The sequence below is a fragment of the Paraburkholderia sp. GAS42 genome (genome assembly GCF_050436565.1).
Classification (GTDB): Bacteria; Pseudomonadota; Gammaproteobacteria; order Burkholderiales; family Burkholderiaceae; genus Paraburkholderia.
In genome coordinates this window covers 1-17,508 of record NZ_JBNDML010000033.1, presented here as the reverse complement: position 1 = coordinate 17,508, position 17,508 = coordinate 1, and the positions used below count along the sequence as shown (strand labels likewise).

At 55.4% G+C, this 17,508-nt stretch carries 16 protein-coding genes; 5 read left to right on the top strand and 11 right to left on the bottom strand.

From position 1 onward, the window contains the following. Positions 1 to 55: 55 nt before the first annotated feature. The 10 genes from P3T16_RS32180 to P3T16_RS32135 all read right to left on the bottom strand — a co-directional run bounded on the left by P3T16_RS32180 (position 56) and on the right by P3T16_RS32135 (position 11,590). The gene (locus P3T16_RS32180; protein WP_429345301.1) at positions 56 to 985 is read right to left on the bottom strand and encodes a LysR family transcriptional regulator; all 930 of its coding nucleotides are present in this window, start codon (positions 983 to 985) and stop codon (positions 56 to 58) included. 757 nt (positions 986 to 1,742) lie between these two features. Then, entirely contained in the window at positions 1,743 to 1,982 is a 240-nt protein-coding gene (locus tag P3T16_RS32175; RefSeq protein WP_429345300.1) for a hypothetical protein, read from the bottom strand. Between the two features lie 856 nt (positions 1,983 to 2,838). After that, entirely contained in the window at positions 2,839 to 3,072 is a 234-nt protein-coding gene (locus tag P3T16_RS32170) for an RcnB family protein (RefSeq protein ID WP_429345299.1), read from the bottom strand. 230 nt (positions 3,073 to 3,302) lie between these two features. Then, on the bottom strand, positions 3,303 to 3,575 hold the full coding sequence (locus P3T16_RS32165) for a hypothetical protein (RefSeq protein WP_429345298.1): 273 nt from the start codon (positions 3,573 to 3,575) through the stop codon (positions 3,303 to 3,305). A gap of 352 nt (positions 3,576 to 3,927) precedes the next feature. Then, positions 3,928 to 4,350 (bottom strand): zinc ribbon domain-containing protein, encoded by a 423-nt coding sequence (locus tag P3T16_RS32160; RefSeq protein ID WP_429345320.1) that lies wholly within the window; start codon positions 4,348 to 4,350, stop codon positions 3,928 to 3,930. 430 nt (positions 4,351 to 4,780) lie between these two features. Beyond that, the gene (locus P3T16_RS32155) at positions 4,781 to 5,398 is read right to left on the bottom strand and encodes a hypothetical protein (RefSeq protein WP_429345297.1); all 618 of its coding nucleotides are present in this window, start codon (positions 5,396 to 5,398) and stop codon (positions 4,781 to 4,783) included. Positions 5,399 to 5,743: 345 nt separating this feature from the next. Then, a complete protein-coding gene (locus tag P3T16_RS32150; RefSeq protein WP_429345296.1) occupies positions 5,744 to 6,202 on the bottom strand; it encodes a hypothetical protein in 459 nt (152 codons plus the stop codon). Between the two features lie 911 nt (positions 6,203 to 7,113). Next, the gene (locus P3T16_RS32145; protein ID WP_429345295.1) at positions 7,114 to 8,259 is read right to left on the bottom strand and encodes a hypothetical protein; all 1,146 of its coding nucleotides are present in this window, start codon (positions 8,257 to 8,259) and stop codon (positions 7,114 to 7,116) included. A 35-nt stretch (positions 8,260 to 8,294) separates the two neighbouring features. After that, positions 8,295 to 10,325 (bottom strand): hypothetical protein, encoded by a 2,031-nt coding sequence (locus tag P3T16_RS32140; protein ID WP_429345294.1) that lies wholly within the window; start codon positions 10,323 to 10,325, stop codon positions 8,295 to 8,297. 503 nt (positions 10,326 to 10,828) lie between these two features. Continuing rightward, a complete protein-coding gene (locus P3T16_RS32135) occupies positions 10,829 to 11,590 on the bottom strand; it encodes a hypothetical protein (protein WP_429345293.1) in 762 nt (253 codons plus the stop codon). Between the two features lie 371 nt (positions 11,591 to 11,961). Between P3T16_RS32135 and P3T16_RS32130 the strand changes: the two genes are divergently transcribed. Continuing rightward, positions 11,962 to 12,255, top strand: coding sequence for a DUF6471 domain-containing protein (locus P3T16_RS32130; RefSeq protein WP_429345292.1), 294 nt, complete (start codon positions 11,962 to 11,964; stop codon positions 12,253 to 12,255). A 344-nt stretch (positions 12,256 to 12,599) separates the two neighbouring features. Here P3T16_RS32130 and P3T16_RS32125 read toward each other — a convergent pair whose 3' ends face one another. After that, positions 12,600 to 13,076 carry a hypothetical protein gene (locus P3T16_RS32125; RefSeq protein WP_429345291.1) on the bottom strand — a complete coding sequence of 159 codons (477 nt, stop codon included), beginning with the start codon at positions 13,074 to 13,076 and terminating at the stop codon, positions 12,600 to 12,602. A 98-nt stretch (positions 13,077 to 13,174) separates the two neighbouring features. On the opposite strand from P3T16_RS32125, the gene P3T16_RS32120 reads away from it, so the two are divergent. From P3T16_RS32120 to P3T16_RS32105, 4 genes are all read left to right on the top strand, one after another. Continuing rightward, positions 13,175 to 14,314, top strand: a complete 1,140-nt coding sequence (locus P3T16_RS32120; RefSeq protein WP_429345319.1) for an RNA-guided endonuclease InsQ/TnpB family protein — start codon at positions 13,175 to 13,177, stop codon at positions 14,312 to 14,314. 467 nt (positions 14,315 to 14,781) lie between these two features. Next, entirely contained in the window at positions 14,782 to 15,426 is a 645-nt protein-coding gene (locus tag P3T16_RS32115; protein WP_429345290.1) for a hypothetical protein, read from the top strand. 108 nt (positions 15,427 to 15,534) lie between these two features. Further along, entirely contained in the window at positions 15,535 to 16,092 is a 558-nt protein-coding gene (locus P3T16_RS32110; RefSeq protein WP_429345289.1) for a hypothetical protein, read from the top strand. A 197-nt stretch (positions 16,093 to 16,289) separates the two neighbouring features. Further along, a complete protein-coding gene (locus P3T16_RS32105) occupies positions 16,290 to 17,390 on the top strand; it encodes a hypothetical protein (RefSeq protein WP_429345288.1) in 1,101 nt (366 codons plus the stop codon). The last annotated feature ends 118 nt before the right edge of the window (positions 17,391 to 17,508 follow it).

The window sequence follows — 17,508 nt, the reverse complement described above, 5'->3', positions numbered from 1 at the left end:
GGCCGCTTGGCGGAGCCTCGCAATTGTCGCTTCATGGCCGATCCCAGCCTAACGGCTAGCCAGGGGCATCTGTTCCATCCGAAGGCACAAAGGGCTGCAACCAAGGGTGCAAATCTAACAACCCCTGCAAGGATGACTTGACCTCGATGGCAATATCTTTGGACAAGGTGACAAACTCTCCGCGACGCCCGACAAGATAGATTGAGCGGGTGGAGTTCCCTCGGGCAACGGGAATCAGGTCGATTGCATTGATAAATCGCGTCCCGGTCTGCAACAAACAAGTTGGTGTCGTGATGGCCCACCCTAAGCCCTGCGCCACCAGCAGCGTCATAGTATCCGCGTGATCGACTTCGAGTTTCCTCGGTGCATCAATATCGTTGTACCGCAGGATCCGTTCAATGCGAATACCCATCGTAGAGGTTCGACTAAAACGAATGAACGGCAATGCCACGGCAAGCGCTTGCAAGGCTCTCGGTGAGTCTTCGCCGCTTGCGTCGCGAGCTGCAATAGCAACAAAGCTTTCCTCATAAAGAAGCTCGTTCTGAAAAGCAGCGTTGTCGACAAGCGGGTTCGTAGAAATGATGAGATCCAGTTCGCGTCCGAGTAACGCTTCTTCCTGTGCGGTAGCCATCCCGATCTGCACCGACAATGCGCTCGTACGATCCGCCAGCAATCGGATGAGCGAAGGTCCAATCGTGTTGGCCACCGAATCGATCATACCGATGCGAAGATACGGTCCCTCGCTTTTCGACACTTCCGTTGCCTCCGCCTTCATCTGGCGTGCTAGCGCAGGCAGCGGCTCCGCGTTCTGACTGATATAAAGTCCGGCAGAGGTCAGCGACAGCGGGCGCCGCGCGCGGTCGATCAACACTAGTCCGAGCGAATGCTCGAGTTGCGCGGTGGTCTGTGAAACGGCGGATTGACTGATGCCCAACACACTCGCCGCCGCCGACATGCTGCCCAACGACGCAACGGTCAGGAACACGTCGAGTTGATAGAGATCGACCGGGCGGTCGAATCATCACCTGTACAGGCTTGAACTTCCGCACGTGGCCGCATCGAATCTGACGCTTTCCGGCGCAGTCGGCTTCACTACCCCGAACTGCATCCGGTGTTACGAAGGACGAACTCCCGACGCGACAATGACCGGGTTTCCATGGTCGATTACGAGCCGCAACCATTTTCCCCTGTCCATGAAAAAACCTGTGGACCTGGTCACCCACACGGTTTGCCCGATACTTGAAAGGCGGCTGATATCTCCGCAAGGATAGCGGCTTCGAAATCCCTAGGATTAGCGGCCAGCCAAGCGCACATCTTTTGCGCCCAAAGTCGTACTGGATTAGGAATTGTGACGTCTAGTATCGTCGGCGAGCTAGGCGAAAACTACGTACTGATTTCGCAGACAGGTGACGACCCCGCCGCAAGCAGCCGCACGCGAAGGTTCCGACCGTGCTTTGGGTCATCCGCCCTCTCCGCGTCGAACGCGAGCCGATATATGTGACTTCGATGAAAATCGTTTGGGAAGTTTGCAAACAGTTGGCAACAAAGGCAATCCGCGTATGGGCGACACGCACACAGCCGATTTGCCCAGTGTCTTCGTCAATGCACAGGTGTCGATTGAGCGACGTAAGTTCGTGCGTTTCGCCATCCACGCCACAGTGTCATGTCGTGACCTCCCGGCGAGGCGAGCGAATGCACGCGGCTTCCCGAGTCATGCCGTATCACGCGAGCGTACATCTCTCTCAACGAGCGGCGCATACCGGCGATCTGCGAAGAAAGCTGAGCCAGACGTGCGGCGCGCGTCGCCGATCTGCCGCTTCGCACGCCGCCAGTTCGGTCGCATCGCGTTGCCGCTCAAGATCCTCGGCATTGCGTCTTGCAAACGTCGCCTCGAACGCGCGCTGCATCTCGGCGGCACGCGTTTTCGCTGCCTTGAACAACTCGGCCGCCGGGCCGAGCAGCGCCTCCATGTCGTCGATCATCTCCAGCGTGATGGGCCAGCGCTCGGCGACCTTACGGGCTCGATTCAGCAGCATTAACCGAGGCGGTCGAATGGCTTCGTCCCTTCGAACTGTATTGGAATCGCCGAATGGACGCACTGAGTGACAGTCTGGCAGAGGAAATAAAATTATCGAACCCGGAATCGTCCAAATCACGCAAGTCATCCCGCACTCGCCATTTCAAGCGTGGATGGCGCTTACTGATCCGGCAATTCATGCAAAGTGGTGGGCCGCCGGCGATGTCCGCGCGATCGTAGGTCATCGCTTCACGCTGGATATGGGCCAGGGGGGGCCAACAGCCCTGTGAAATATCAGCTGTCGAGCATGAGCGTACTCTCCTACTCGTTCGTTCACAGCGCGCTGAATACCACAATTACGTGGCGACTTGACCCCGAGGAAGATGAGGCGCGGCTATCGCTCGAGCTCAAAGGATTTGACCTCGATTTGCCACTTGGAAAGACAGCGTTTCATGGGATGACAATGAATGGCCCTTCGTAATCTATCGGCTTCAGGTGATGCTGGAACCATAAATTGGCTCATTATCCCTGCGCTCAAACGGATGAAAATCAGTGCATCATCTTCTCCTGTTCGCACGATCGGGTGTCTAGATATCCAGAAGCCCACGTTGCTAACTTTGATGCTATACATTGCCACGCAGTGGGCTACATCCAGCTGTGAATATCAACAGCAACGGCTGCGGTTAGACAACCAAGATAGCGTGTAAACCTATATACAACACAAGCAAGGCCGTGCCGGACAATGGCAGGCACAATCCCCACTATGGGCAGGACGAGTAACGTTTAGCGGTTTGGAAAGCGATTGATATCGATCCGGACGGTTAATGCCCGGAAAGCAGAACATTTGCGATGACACCTGTCGCGATGGCAGCGAGTACGTAGTCCCCGTTCACGCCTACCCACTGATACCCGCGCGGCGGCGCTTGCAGTCCATGCCCGTGCCAGTCGTCGACGACGTAATTACGATCGCGGTACTCCGCCGGAAGCCGCTCGCCCTTGTGCCAATCGTCATGAGGAATGGGGCCGCCTGGCCCCCCCCGCGATGCGTCGTGCAAAGCAGGCCCGTGACCATTTCCATGCGGCGCCCCGTGACCAGGGTTTGGCCGGTTGTGCGAAGGCTAGTCTCCGCCGTGGTCGTCATGGTGTGATTGCGCGAAAGTGGTAGCCGACGTGCCAAGTAACGCAGCGATCAAAAGTGGTGTGACGACTCTCGACTTCATGTCTGTGTCCTTAAGAGAATGGCGAGAAATCGGTTTGGCGGTCGAGAGGGCCTCTGTCCGACTTGCTATTGTGTAGCTGTGAGCTTGAGTCCCGGTCGCAACGTTTGTGATGTTTCCTGTTGACCTTTGCGCTGGTCGGCCACCTGCTCGATGCCGTTTTTTTTGACCTCCTCGCAAAAGGCCAAGCGTGCGCGATAGTAATCCGCATGCATTTGCGCATCAAGGATTCGTTGCTCCGCCTGGAAAAGCTCCAGGCGAAGTTCGCGTAGCACCTTTTCGGCTTGTTTCTCCGGGGTGAGTGCGTTGTGCACAGCCCAGTTTGCGATCCATCTCAGCATAGCGAAGCCCTCCTCGCGTTGGATGCTCTCCCTCCACCATGACAAAGGCTATCAATACGATGTCGGCGTGTGTTAAATAATGTTTGAGCCTCACCGTTGACAAAAACGATACACTTCTCAGTCAAAATGTTCGCACCGCATGCACCGGTCTTTCGCAGCGGACTGCCGTGCCTTATCTGCGCTAGAAGTTCGGCGAATACCCCGTAAAGGCTCACCGGCACACCGTCCCGGTCGATCGCCGGCAAATCATAAATCTGTGTTAGGCCGTTTCCGCCGAATACGTCACAATTTCACGTCGTGAGACGATGCCCGACCCGGGTAACACCGATTGTCTGAGCACTGCAATGTGAAACTACCTCGGCCTGAAGGCCGAGGCTTCCCTTGAAGCGCCTTTATTCAATGGAGCTGGTTTGCTCCCGACTATCGATGTAAGGGGTTCAGTTAAACCACCGGTAGCGGGTTGCCATCGCTCGAGCAAAGCCTGCTTCACCGCCTTGTACCGCATAGGCTTGGGTGATAGACGTCCATGAGCATCAACCGTATGCAGGGCTTCCCTCAGAACATCGTCGGTCAGCCTGCGGTTGAGGTTAATGGCGGAATTCGTATCGGCGTTGGCCTTGAGGCCGCAGCCGATACATTCAAACTGTTTCTGCGTCTTTCGATTGTCCCGGGCGACAGTGTGACACTCCGGGCACTCCTGGCGGGAATACGCCGCGTGAGTCGTGTGCACGCGAATGTGCTGCTTCTCACACATCGACGCGAGCCACCTCCTCAGCGACGACAGGCGCAGCAGCCTGAGCAGCCGGCTCTATTTCACGTTGTGCAGCTCATGCCGCAGGAATGTCGCGTCCTTCGAGATCGACAGGTCTTCGAGCACGATTTCGGTCACACCTTCAGTGGCCCAGCCTTTGACCCACTTCGACAGCATCGTTTTGAGTTCCTCTCGTTGCGCAGAAGCAGCTTTCGCAGCCGCCCACGGCCACGATAGTCAAGATTCGCCGTGCCCGTGCGATCAAGCCTGCCGAGCAGGCCCAGAAGCGTTTCAGGGTAGAGACGGTCGTAGTCATACGCCCGACCTTCCGAGTCCCGTAGCAGGTTGTGCTTCGTGTTTGCGTCGAGGCCGAGCGTACGTTCCCGTGCCACAGACGTCGGTGCGTCAGCTTCATACGTCATGGTGACGAGAACCTTCCGCCCGGCGGCCTTGATCAGGAACGAAGCACCGGTACGCAGCGTCGCAGGGTCAATCCGTTTGCGGTCGACAAGCAGTGGCAGGTAGACGTGTCCATCTTTCTTTTTGTCCGTATTAGGAATCTTGAGAAAGTAACGGTACTTGCTGTTTGACTCATCGACAACCAGGCACGAACTGCCGATCTCTGGATGAATCGTGTGGGTGTGCCCGTGCGGTCGTGATTCAGCTTCGTCCGGGCTAGTACGCCGGCACGTCGCGCTTCGACATACGCGCACAGCCGCGCCCACTTCTCCGGTTCGGGCTTCAGCCTCATGAACGTGACCCGCAACCCGTCATCCCTGACCTGTTCAGCGTCGAACGTCACAAGGTCGTGGATCCGGAACATGTACGAAGCGGCGCGTGTGAGATCCGTCTGTCGGCGTTTCAGGGAGAAATCGCCGGGCTTCTGTGCGCCGGGAAGATACAACAGCTGGGTGACGCCGTGCGCCTTGCGGGTTATCTGCCGGGCATAGCGCCCGCCGGACCATCCCGCCTGCACAAAGAACGAATGTTGCTGTAGACGCCGATTCCACGCCCGCTCGTAGTCACCGCAAATGCAGTTAAAAAGCGTTTGCGTCTCCCAGGCGTTGAGCACGGTGCGCGAAACCGCGTGTATCCCGTCTTGAATGCGGCCAGTGTCCCGAAGTGCGCGGGCAGGTTCTGATGGATATACGCGCTCATCCGGTTTTTCAGCGACCGGACGCGGTCCAGGCGCTGATGCACCTTCGCGAGCTTACCGGCATTGGCGACCTGAGGCACCGCCGACAGGCACGCCGAGCGCAGTTTCTTGCGGATTGAATCCGGGAATTTCGTTTCCAGAGACGCAAGTCATCTACGCCCTGAAGGACGGAGTTTTCCTGCGATTCCCGGGATAAAATCCATCGCCAAATTAACTTGTGCACGTCGGCCCCACCAACTCAATAGATGGGAACTTACGGAATCACAGCGTAGGATTGGCACCGACCATTCGGTTGGAACTCGGCCACAGCGTCGACAGGTCAAAGCCTGCAATGGCCGGGAAGACCACGAATCCATCCGAACGACTATTACACGTGATCGGCTCAAGATTATACGGAAGATATACCAGAGGAACAATGAAGGGAATCGCAGAAATTCCAAAAAGATGCAACTCTCCATCGCAACCGAGCTGACGACGCGTGATCTCGAGCAGCACAGCATAAATACCTAGATATAGTGCTCGAGCCGGTAATCGTTGAAGCTTGATCCCGACGTACCTCAGCGGTAGTGCTGCGCTTAAACGGGCCTTCGCAGGATTTAGCCACTCAAATGGAGTTGCCGTGCTGTTTTCCAGAAGGAGCCTATACCATGCGAGAGCAATTTCCCGCGCATCGTCGTGTTCGCCGTACACGCGACCGCCGTCGCGTAGTTTGAGCATCATTGAAGCGCTTCGCGCTCCCGCTCCATGCGGGTAGACCCAGCGATGCAAAGCCAGGAGAGTATTAAGGTACACCGTGTCTGATGACTTTGCGTACGGATCTGTCCGGCAAATCCCGTCGATTCGCGCACGTGACTGTGAAGTCAGATGCAGTGTCCACTGCAGCATGGAAAAGCCGGAATCGGGAGGGTGAGATCGCAGTCCCGCAGGCAATGGCGCCAGTCGTTGGACGACGAACTGAAGAACCGCCTTGACATCCCCCCACACATACCAGCTTCGGACCAGATTCTGCACGAGCAATTGTTGAGCCGATTCCAACCCAGTGGCAGTATTCCACCACTGTTCCAGGCTACTGAACATGTTCTGATGAAGAAGGCGGTCTCGAAATTTCTCGTGACCGCCCCACGAGAAATCATGTCCTCCAAGAGGTCTCCTACAGCTCGGGCACTCATAGAGATTGACGCTACGGCTCAGCGCATTGACGCACGACCCAACCTTGTTTTCACAATTGCAGCATCGATCCGTAAGAGCTATTGAGTGTATAGGGCACCCATCAAGCATTTCGAGTTGATGCCAATAGCTATGATATCCGTTGACCAAGCATGCAGGACAATATCTGAAGTCCGGGCTGAACAGGTGTTTGATGAGGTTGGGCCTTTGCCTCATTGCTGCGTTTTCTGGCAATGGAAGCGCCCAGCGCGTTTCGGCCTGAAGTTTGCCCGAGTCTACCCCGCACGTACCGGTGAAGCCTTGTGCACGACCTCCAGGGCGGTACCCGAACTCATTCCTGAGCATGTACGAGGGTAATACATTCAAATATGCAAAACGCCCCAAGAGCGATATGTTCGATTCCGCAGGAAGCGGACCGAACCCTAGCCCTGTCCATTTTTCCCGGGTACGAGCAGCGCGTGGCATTACGAGGCTACTCCCGCAGGCGTGTTCGGCATACCGCCGTTGATGACACCCGCTGAGGCTTTGTCATGCACAACGTCGATAAGGCGAATCCACTGGAGGGCCTCACGCCAACATCTGGTACGAACTTCGTCTGTCAGATCCTCTGGATCGATTCCGGAAGCAAATTCGAAGAACATCGAAACCGTTTTAAACAAAGCTCGGCTCGGGATGCCCACCGATAACAAGCTGCTGGATTTTTTCTTCGTCAAATCGTCGAACGCAGCCTTGAAGTTTTTTACTTCCCCCGCCAACGTAAATGTGCGTCCCATCACAATCGGCAGAAAAAAACATGGCCAACTGATACCACCGTGTTCCTCCTGATCGATCGCATCAAAAATATCTCGTATGTCATCCATTGAACGAATCCCTGTAAACGGGACCTGAAAACCAACGACCTGACTCCAGACCTCCGGAGACAGTGCACTTTCCTTGATTTTTTCGGCGATGCGATCCATGGCGGGATCGTGACCTCCCCCAAAAGTAACGACTGCCACCGGAGGCTCGGAATCATGCAATACAGCACGCAGCTTGGAAATGAAGCTGACATCCTCTTCGGAAATGTACTGCAGGCCGTCAAGCAAAATTACGATTACCTTGGAGCGGACCTTCCGTGCAAGCTCCTCGAATCTAACGATGAGCCTGGCTTCCGTATCTTCAACTGCTTTTGACGGAATGTAAGAGTTTGTTAGCGCCAGTTGAAAATTCAAAACGACCCTTCGTTCATTGACCGTCGAATTTGGATTGAGCGCACAACAAACCACTGCGATTCTGTCGAAAGATTCCTCAAGCATTTCACGCAAGGATCTAAGCGTTTCTGTTACGCCATCGCCTGAATATGCCTTGAAATAGCAGCCTGAAATGTTGTTCTTCACGGCCATCCGTGCGTCACTGAAAAGTCGCTGAACCATTGGCGTCTGTATCGGGTATGCAGCGGAAGTGAGCGGATGTTCGAGCCAGTCACTATCACTCGGTGTGGTCAGCGGCAACGGCTGTTTTGCTGACGTCATCGGATGAACCGATGCCAACTCGGGCGTCTCGATTGCATCGTCCGAGCTTGTATCCTTTTGTGGTGCGGGATTCGAAGCTTTTTTCGCGGCAAGTGCCATTTGGTTCTCCAGTGACCGCTAGAAACGGGTGTTTGTCAAAAACGCCGCGCAATCTTTCGCAGGCGATTCAGAGGGTTGATATCGATCTTGATGCGTCGTTCGGGCTGTGCGAATGACGGAGCCTGCCGGTCATCTGGCTCCATCATGCTATCGTTCGAAGCATCTTCGGACAGATCGGCGACCTCCGGTGACTGCGCGGGAGTTGCGGCTCGAGCCGCCTTTTCCATCATTTCGACCATCCGCAAAACGTCGAGCGCGTCCCGGTTTTCCCGATTCGCAGGACTCTTTTTTGCTACCGCTGTTTTTTTCTCGAGCAAAACCTGCCCAGCCGATTTTTCGATTCCTGCAAACCAGCTTTCCTTGAAGAACTGGTTGATGATTTTCGCCAGACGGTGATGCATCGGAAAACGACGAGCCCTCCGGTTGGGTTCCAGAAAGCCTACGAAATCTGCCGGGTTTCCTTTGACTGTCGCAACCACCAGATTGTCGTTCCACCGGTGTCGACAAACGACTAGCGTCTGGCCTTTAAGGTCGTATCTGAGTCCCAGATTAGTATTGGTATACGTGCGATTGTCGAGGTTGATATAGCAGCGGGTTCCGTTGGACGAATCACCAACTACGTCGCATTCGATTACTTGCGCGAAGAAAGTCCAACCAGGCTCAGTTTCAGAATAAGGCAATGGTTGAGGAAACACGCCCAAAGATTCGTTTTCCAGCATCGCTTCGATAGCCTTGACGGCAGTCTGCCCATGAGTCGAGTGAGATACCTGCCGGGTGTTGATCTGCTCGGCGAAGGCCTCGAATGTTTCCAGGACATCATCTACTCGAATCTTCAACCTCTGCGCAGCTTTTGCCGGGTCCCCGCGCAATGGATCAATCGGGCTCTTGCCGTAGGTCGTCGGCAGTAGCAGATTGGTTTTCCGTTCGAATATGCCAAAAAACCTTTCCACGAGCGCTCTTGACCACCATTTCCCTGGCGCCCCAAGGGTAATCATGCATCCAACGCAATCCATAATGGTTCCCAACGCGCTGAGTGCGATGTTGTACGAGGCGTTGTCCAGCAACAGCTCAGAAAAGCCCGACCCGTACAACGCGTCAATCTGTCCGGCAAGTACCACCGCGCCGTTGGGCAAAAGCGAAGACACGGGGCCCTCTCTTTTTTCCGGAAAGACTGACGCTTGCACCAGATCGAGGACGTCGTCCGAGTTCGGTGATAGCGCGAATACGAACACATAGCCTGCAAGAGTCACCGGATACTCGGTGACAATCGCGCCAAGATGAAACCGTTCTACGACGCGTTCGAATTCGGCGCCATTCGGATCCCGGAAAACAAGCGTACAGGCGGTGTCGACTTCGTGAAAATCAAGTTGACGGACCGATAGCGGCCGGAAATTTTCAAACAGGCTGGGTACGTGGGTGCCGGCCTCCAGCTTCTTCGCAGCCTTCGGTCCAAAATGCGCCTTGATGTACTCGGCAGGATGCGTGAAAAGAAGTTTTTTGCGCCAACGACGTAGTGCTTCGTAGCCTCGGTCCCTCTGCGTGAATGGCCAATGTACAGTCCAGTCCATGCCCGCCGCCACAAGCTCTGTCTTGAGCGCCTCATGAAAAATCGCAAGAAGCTCATTGGTCGGAATCTTGTACTGCTGGTTATCCTCGTCCAGAAGCAACGCTTCGCTGAGCAACTTTTTCTCGACAGCCGGGAAGGCTTCAAGTGTTAGCTTGAGTAAACCTACTGCGTTGCCCGTTTTGTCGTGAGCTACGAACGGCGCTGTGCGCCTATACGACTCCAACCGGAAGCCTTCCTGGCACGCTAGGAAACCATGGATTGCTCCCGTCGATGGGTCGGGCGTCGTGCAGCGCTCTATATACCAGCGTACGCTCCGATCCTTAATGCCAGTCTCGGCAAGGATGGCGCTATAACTGCAGCCATCGAAGTACATCTGGATGGCCCGCTTGCGGTCGCCGTAACTGGTCGTCGCTGCGAGCGCTATCTCCTTGAGGGCGTCTGGCTTTGCCCACAAGGAGGTATCTCGCAAATGGCGCGGAACCTTGAGTCTCGATGACATGGGCCTCCAATGGCGATAACTGCGATAGAAGGGAGGAATTACATCCGGCGTTTCGCTAAGACGCATCATCTGACCGCACAAGGACCCAATTCTTCGCCGGCCCGAAGAAAAGAGCACGCGCCACCCAATTGGTGCCGTGTCCCCCGAAGATACTGTCATCACACCACGGAACACTAGAGCACCTTGGCCTTTCGAACAACAGACTGTTGTCGTTCATCGTCGTGATGACATCCATAAATAAGTAGCAGTCCTATTTTAATCGAACATACGTTCAAAAGATTGCCGTCGTCTTTGCTGCCGCTACGCCATTGCTCGAATTTCGTCATCTCTCGATGAACGACTCGGCCAAGTGAATGACCAGCAATTCTGTGCCCTGCCCTTAGCGTCAGGCCGAACCCGCTGAACAAAATCGCCCTAAGCGCCTAAGCCTCGTGACAGGAAAAAACTACGGCGCCGAAGCGCCACATGGCCGCACCTGGACTCGCGTCTGGCGCTGAGATCGATCATGAGAGTACTGGCGCCATGGAATCGTTTACCCAGCGCAGTTCGCTGATAAGGGAAAAAGGCCTGCGATCCAGGCCGTGAACAGTCTCCAGAGCGCCTGAGTGCAACAGGCGTGCAACAGTCCCCTGCATCCTGGCAATCGAAACCCCTCCCGCCGCCTGCAGATACCCAAGGGTTGTCGTTTCGCGAACGTTAAGAGCATCGTCTACGACGCGCCGTTCGTAGCGACAGTCGAATCTTTCACCAGGAACCCGATGAAGCATAGGGTTGAGGAAAACAGCGTTTTCCAGCTTTATTCTGTTCGCGATGCCATCGTTGTACGTAAATACACGGTGCGAATACCCGCTTTCCTCAGCCTCGCGTTCCCGCGCCGCGAGGCGCCGCTTGCCATTGAGCGATGTCGGCAGTTCTTGGATGCAAGTCGTTTTCACCCGTTCGCCGGTGTTAAGCCTGCTCTCGACTTGAGCCGATGCGTCAACGGCCGGATCGAGATTTGTTACAGGATGCTTGCCCTCGCCCATGCCAAACGCCACGACGGCCGGGTCCCATTCCTGAAGAATGAGAAAGCAGGCCAATAGGTCTCCGTACACGGCGTATCGCCTCGACTGCTCCGGATTGAGCGGCTCCTTCGCGAAATCTATGAGTCTTAAGGTCGCGACGCCTCTGCGTTTGGAAGTAGCTGCGTGATACGTGTTGACTCGTCTATCCATCCGCACCCAGAAGGGATTTTCTACAACCTTCGGCTGCTCCGGCATCTTCATCCTGTTTCTCCAGTACCAGATTGCAATGGTTGAGCCCTGTGCACGCGTGCGCTAACGGCCCGGCCGGCGACACCGCCTTGGACGAATGGCCCAGCAGCCCGGCCATCACGACCTCGCCGCCCCTGATCCGAGACACGTGCTTCACCACCTCCATCGAGGGTAAAATGGCCACATCTGGGTGTATCCAAACCCGGATAAACCCAAATATGGGTAATTTACCCTATTTTGGGTTGCTTCGGGACGTACATTAGCTCGCTTCGTGCTGCGCGTACAGTCGAAGCGTGAAAAAGAGGGGCAAATAGTACGGTTTCTCGCAAGGTACGCAGCGTGTCGAGTAGATTTTGCTCGCGAAAGAGGACTCGGAGGTTTTTATGTCGGCTAATGATGCTCTTGAGGGCGTCGACTTCGATTACGAATGCAGGAAGATGTTGAAGGACGAGCTGCACAGACACGGACTCACCTACCGTGGTCTGGCGGAATTGCTGCAGGGAGCGGGTATGGACGAAACGGAAAAATCAATTGCTCACAAGGCACTGCGAGGAACGTTTCGGATGAGCTTCTTCCTTCAGGTTTTGCGCGTGCTCGGCACGACCAAACTTGTCGTACAGGTCCCGATGTCGAAGAATGACATCGAGCGCAGTGTTACTTCGTTTCACGAAGCCTAATTTCATCTCTACTGCCGGCTTTTCAATTGTTCGCAAATCAGGCGAACGGGGATACTTTTATTCTGAATAGCGGCTGGATCCTCGCCAAGGCCTGTTACAGGTGGTCCACTGTGGCTCCGGTGCGCACCCGGGATTGGTAGCGAAGTCCGGCGCCTGGAATTGATAACAAGCCTGCAAGACATTTCAGCGCATGCAGTGCAGTTGGCCGATTGTCACGTCCTGGCTGGTCGGGTCGAGCTTGAAACGCTGCGTAAAGCGCGGCTCGGCGCCCGTGGGGTTGTAGTTGCGCGAGCCGTTTTTTGGTTGCAGGTGCCGACCAACTTCCGCGCTCCGATGTTTGCAGATCACAGCAAAGTATCGCCGTTTCGTTCACTACCTCTGGTAGCTGTATTTTCCTGCGACTTGGGTTCGGACTTCGCTCGCGTTTTCCTGGGGCTGCCGTCAGTAGATGAGGACCTTGACGCTGCCCTGCTCCCCTTCGCGGTTTTTTGTACGGAATGAAACACCAGAACGTTCTGCACAAATCGCACACCGCAGTTGCGGGCTGCCACCGCTGCAATCACAAACTGGACGAGGAAAACCCCGCCGGTCCATAGAGCAGCGGAGCCACTGTTCTGGATGAGATACAGCAAGAGTGCTGCGACCACAACAAGAAGCAACGACATTGCCGCGATGTCTCTGAACAGCAGATATGACTGGTGGCTGTCTCGCACCGCTACATCTTTCTCAGCCTGTTTCGACAGTCGATACCACAGAACATTTTGCTCGCGCTCGTCCGTTGGAAGACTTCCGACATTTTGCGTGAGCACAGCCATATCCACACGCGGGTCTGCTGGACCGTGCTGGGTGAACGCTCGCGAGCCAGGCAGTGGGTTACGCCACGCCCAGAACGCCAATCGCGCCTTGTTGTTCGCCGAGACTGTGTCGGCCTATACGGAGAAACAACCGTATCGGCACATGCAGCAGACTTACCCGCGTACTCCATCTCCGACTCAAAGACATGCACGCCCGTGCGCTGCAGGAGCAGGCACGCGCGGTGAACTTTCTCTGGAACTACTGCAACGAGTTGTCGATCAAGGTGTGGGAGCGGGAGCGGCGATTCCTCTCGGGATACGACTTCCATCCGTTCACGAAGGGCGCCGGCAAGGCCGGGCTTGGCCTTCATTCGGGCACTATCCAGGCGGTCGCGGAAGAATACGCCGCACGCAGAAAGCAGGCCCGGAAAGTGAAACTGCGCTGGCGGTCGTCGCATGGTGCACGTCGCTCGCTGGGCTGGATCCCGTTTAAAGGGAACGCAATCCGCTACCGCAACGGACAGTTGTTCATCGGCCAGATGGTCCTGTCGCTGTGGGACAGCTATGGTCTCGCAGACTATGAGATCGGCGCGGGCAATATCAGTGAGGACTCGCGTGGCAGGTGGTATATCAACCTCTGCGTGAAGCTGGGTGCGCAGCACGGCCCGCGTCGTAGCGAGGCAACGAAATCCGTCGGTATTGACCTCGGGTTGAAAGACTTCGCCTCCCTGAGCGACGGAAACGTGGTGGGTCCCGGGCGGCACTATCGTAAGCTAGAGGGTGAGCTTGCGAAGGCGCAACGCGCGAAGAAGAAGGCACGCGTGCGTGCGCTTCATGCAAAGATAAAGAATTCACGGAAAGACCAGCTGCACAAGCTTTCCACGGCGCTCGTCGAGGAGTACGGCGCCATCTTCATCGGCAACGTGAACGCTTCGGCGCTTGCGAGGACACGGATGGCAAAATCCGTGCTCGACGCAGGCTGGAGCCTGTTCCGGACCATGCTGCAATACAAGTGCGATTACGCCGGCGTGTGGTTCGATGAGATCGATGAAGCGTATTCAACCGTAACCTGTAGCTGCTGTAAAAGGCGCACAGGCCCCAGGGGCCTGGAAGGTTTGCGAATAAGAGAATGGGCCTGCCCTGAGTGTGGTGCGTATCATCATCGCGACATTAACTCGGCAGACAACATTCTCGCGGCGGGACGTCGCCGTCTGGCAGTAGGAATCCCCGTCCTTTCCGCGCCTGGCGCGGCAGCCGCAGGCTGAGGGCGGGGAGGACGTCAAATGAACTCTCGCTGCTTCGCGTCACCGGCGCTCTGCGCTCGCGAGCATTTCGAGGGTAACGTGCTAAGTGGCTCGACCAGGCGCTCGCTGTAGACACGTCGCCTCTTCGAACAAATTCGCGCAAACGCTCGGTATCTGCCCATTTCTGAGCAGATTCGCCAACCTGAATGCCTCTGCGTCTCCGCCACCATTGGTCGGCTCGGTTATCTCTTGCGGGCACGATAACCGGTCTGCATTACACAGGACGGTTGGGTTGGCGTCACATCCGCCAACCAGATGATTCATCCGCAAATTTCAGCGGCCACCGTTTATTAAATAAATCACTAATTTTATTTTAAACAGGAACTCGTATAAATATCTGGATATTTTAACAAACCCCTTGTTTTATACATTAATAGTAAATACGATTATCCAATTCCACCCTTTTGCAACCCACATTTCAAGCCCTTATGTTTAAAAATAAATCCCCCATAGACGGGGAAGCGATATCCACCTCATCCCTGTTTCGCGACACGTTCGTCTCGAGCTTCGTCGCTTTCATGAGCGACTGCGGCTTCACTGCTGAGGCCACGATGGCACCCAGCAACGTAATACTTGCTCTTCAGGCAACGTATCGCCCCGAGCGCGACTTCTGGCGCCAGCTCGATGCCTTGACAGTCCTCGACACACTCTCCAATTACGCATCGCGCTTCCAACAGGCAATCGAAGCGGAACAACATTCATCGCTCCGGACACTTGCAGACGAACTCGCCGGATTTATAGCGATGAATGCTTTTGACGAGGCGAATGCGGAGCGGCTATCGGCGCTTCCACCAGACGCTCGGCCACACGACGCCGAATCGGCGTATGAATGGATTTGCGCGCATCCTGACATCCTCGGGAACGAGGAGCATCTGCGATACGCGCAACGCGATGGAAGTCGATGCGGCGAAGCCGCATTGGCTCTTCTGGAAGCGGTTGAAGCGGCGGCGGCCGGGCTCAGTTGGGCAACTCTCGGCTCGGAGGTCGCGGAGATGGTCAGGGCTGCTGCCATCAGGCATCGACAAGCAAATGAGCGAGTGAGCAAGCCCGAACGTGACACGGCGTGCGTCTGACGACTCGACCTTCAAGGGAAAAAGGAAGACAACTCCATACCAATCTAGTTTTCATAAAGCGTGCGTGACCGCATCACTCACAGAAATATCCATTATTCAATAAATCGAATGCAAATAACACAAATCAAACAAAAGAAGCTGTCCCCTGATGACCTCGACCAGGAATTGATGGCTCTCATCAATGAGTATGTCGCAACGGTCGAGCACCCATCATCATTTTACGTTCTCGCCAAAGACGCACTGATGAACCAGGAACTGTTGCCGGGCGAATATTGCGTCATTGTGGCTCTGCCGGGGCACAAAGCTTCCGACTTTCCAGCCACCGCTGCCAGCAATAGCGCAATTGTCATCACGACCCGGAATGGTCGAATGGCGGCCCTTGAACTCCGCGATAAGACTATTGCACTGCCAGACCACGCGTTCAGGGCCTGGCAATTCGAAATCGGCACCCGAATCCTGGTCATCTATCAATTTACCGACGTGACAATTCTCGAAGATGTCCCGTTTACAGAGTCGCTCGCCACCGACCTATGGGCGTGTTCCATGTCTGCCCAGTCAAAGAGCCATCCGACATATGCCGATCTGTACGGTACATCTGCCGACCTTTCCGAGATAGGCCCAGTTCTTGTGCTAGATAATCGGGATATATACACGCAAGAGACATAAGACAACATCGATGCAGATTGATGGGCGTTTTTCATAGATTAAGCGCCATCATATATTCGCTATCCTAATTTTTACCTATCTTCATCTTTGACTGAATCGACGAACTCTCGCAGAAAAAAAGCACGCCAAACGCGCGTCTGTCTGAGAGCTAAAAACAGGTTCCTACATGACACATAAAGACTATTGGACTGCCACAAATGAATGAAGATGCACAGACTGTCGAAACAGGCACCGACGATAGCGTGGCTTACCGACATCACTACACCGAAGACGCGATGCGGGCCCTCGACGATTACTGCTCGGACTATCCATCGCGGGACTTGAAAGCCATCCTGGATGAGGCGGCTCGTCTCATTGACACTCATGACGACGGTACTAGCGAATACTACGCACAGCTGGAGCCGCAAACAGTCGGTCGATGGGTTCTTGGCTCCGCCTGGGATGCCCCGACGCAATATGACAACCGAAACGTTTCTCTGGCTCGAGAAATACTCACACATTACTGTGAAGTAATGCGTTGCGCCTCGGCCTACGCCAACCGCCGCTCGTATGACCCGGCTGTTCGCTTTCTGAACGACGAGGACGGGCTCGAAACGCTACTCCTCCCCGAGCGTCGAACTGCAATAGATAGCCTCCGATATCCTGGCCTACTCAGAGCGGCTCAATCGCTCATCGAAAGTAGGCGATACCGGGCGCGTTTGGGCAGACACGATAGCGCCCGCCAGGCACAACACTCGCGCATCTCCGACGCTGACTGGCCAGAACTATTTCAGCCAATCGAAACGCCGCTGGAGTTTGGAACCTACAACCGTATGTGGCGTGAAGCGCTGCCCGAGCGGGTTCGTGAACTGACCGAAGAGCAATTCGTACTCCTTATTCCGTGCGGAGCGCCCAGTGGTCAGGACACCGCCGAACTCACGCAGGATGCGACTCCTAAACTCATTCTGAACACCGACATCGCTGGGAAGCCGGCTGCATGCGAGGCATTCGCAGGTGGCGCGCTTCGCATCCCCTTCGTTGCGAACCGGAATCTGTTTGCGGAGCTACGCAGCCATCTTGCTGTGGTATTTGTGTTCGCCCAACATGCGCTTTTCGTGGAGTATCCATGGAATCAGATGACGCTAGGAAGAACGCGAATTAAAGAGGCGGAGTCGCTCGAACGGCGAGCACGCGAGAACCCCAACCTCATGTCGACCACGCTAGAGGGCATCTTGCCGTGCAGGTTTCAGGTCGACCGCATTGTGGGGCTTTTGAGTGGTAAGTCTACGCCTGCCTGGATGGACGACATCCCCTTTTGAATCGGGCGCACAAATCATGCATCCATGTGTCACGGATCGGCGTAATCGAGCCGGGGATGATCGGCATAATGAGGCCACTCAGAATGGCCCCGAAACGCGATTTCGAAGGGTCTCAAGA

Bases quoted from the DNA above. Each gene is read 5' to 3' on its own strand.
- P3T16_RS32175 (WP_429345300.1), bottom strand. From the start codon at position 1,982: ATGATCGACGACATGGAGGCGCTGCTCGGCCCGGCGGCCGAGTTGTTC.
- P3T16_RS32165 (WP_429345298.1), bottom strand. From the start codon at position 3,575: ATGCTGAGATGGATCGCAAACTGGGCTGTGCACAACGCACTCACCCCG.
- P3T16_RS32150 (WP_429345296.1), bottom strand. From the start codon at position 6,202: ATGATGCTCAAACTACGCGACGGCGGTCGCGTGTACGGCGAACACGAC.
- P3T16_RS32145 (WP_429345295.1), bottom strand. From the start codon at position 8,259: ATGGCACTTGCCGCGAAAAAAGCTTCGAATCCCGCACCACAAAAGGAT.
- P3T16_RS32140 (WP_429345294.1), bottom strand. From the start codon at position 10,325: ATGTCATCGAGACTCAAGGTTCCGCGCCATTTGCGAGATACCTCCTTG.
- P3T16_RS32135 (WP_429345293.1), bottom strand. From the start codon at position 11,590: ATGAAGATGCCGGAGCAGCCGAAGGTTGTAGAAAATCCCTTCTGGGTG.
- P3T16_RS32130 (WP_429345292.1), top strand. From the start codon at position 11,962: ATGTCGGCTAATGATGCTCTTGAGGGCGTCGACTTCGATTACGAATGC.
- P3T16_RS32115 (WP_429345290.1), top strand. From the start codon at position 14,782: ATGTTTAAAAATAAATCCCCCATAGACGGGGAAGCGATATCCACCTCA.
- P3T16_RS32110 (WP_429345289.1), top strand. From the start codon at position 15,535: ATGCAAATAACACAAATCAAACAAAAGAAGCTGTCCCCTGATGACCTC.
- P3T16_RS32105 (WP_429345288.1), top strand. From the start codon at position 16,290: ATGAATGAAGATGCACAGACTGTCGAAACAGGCACCGACGATAGCGTG.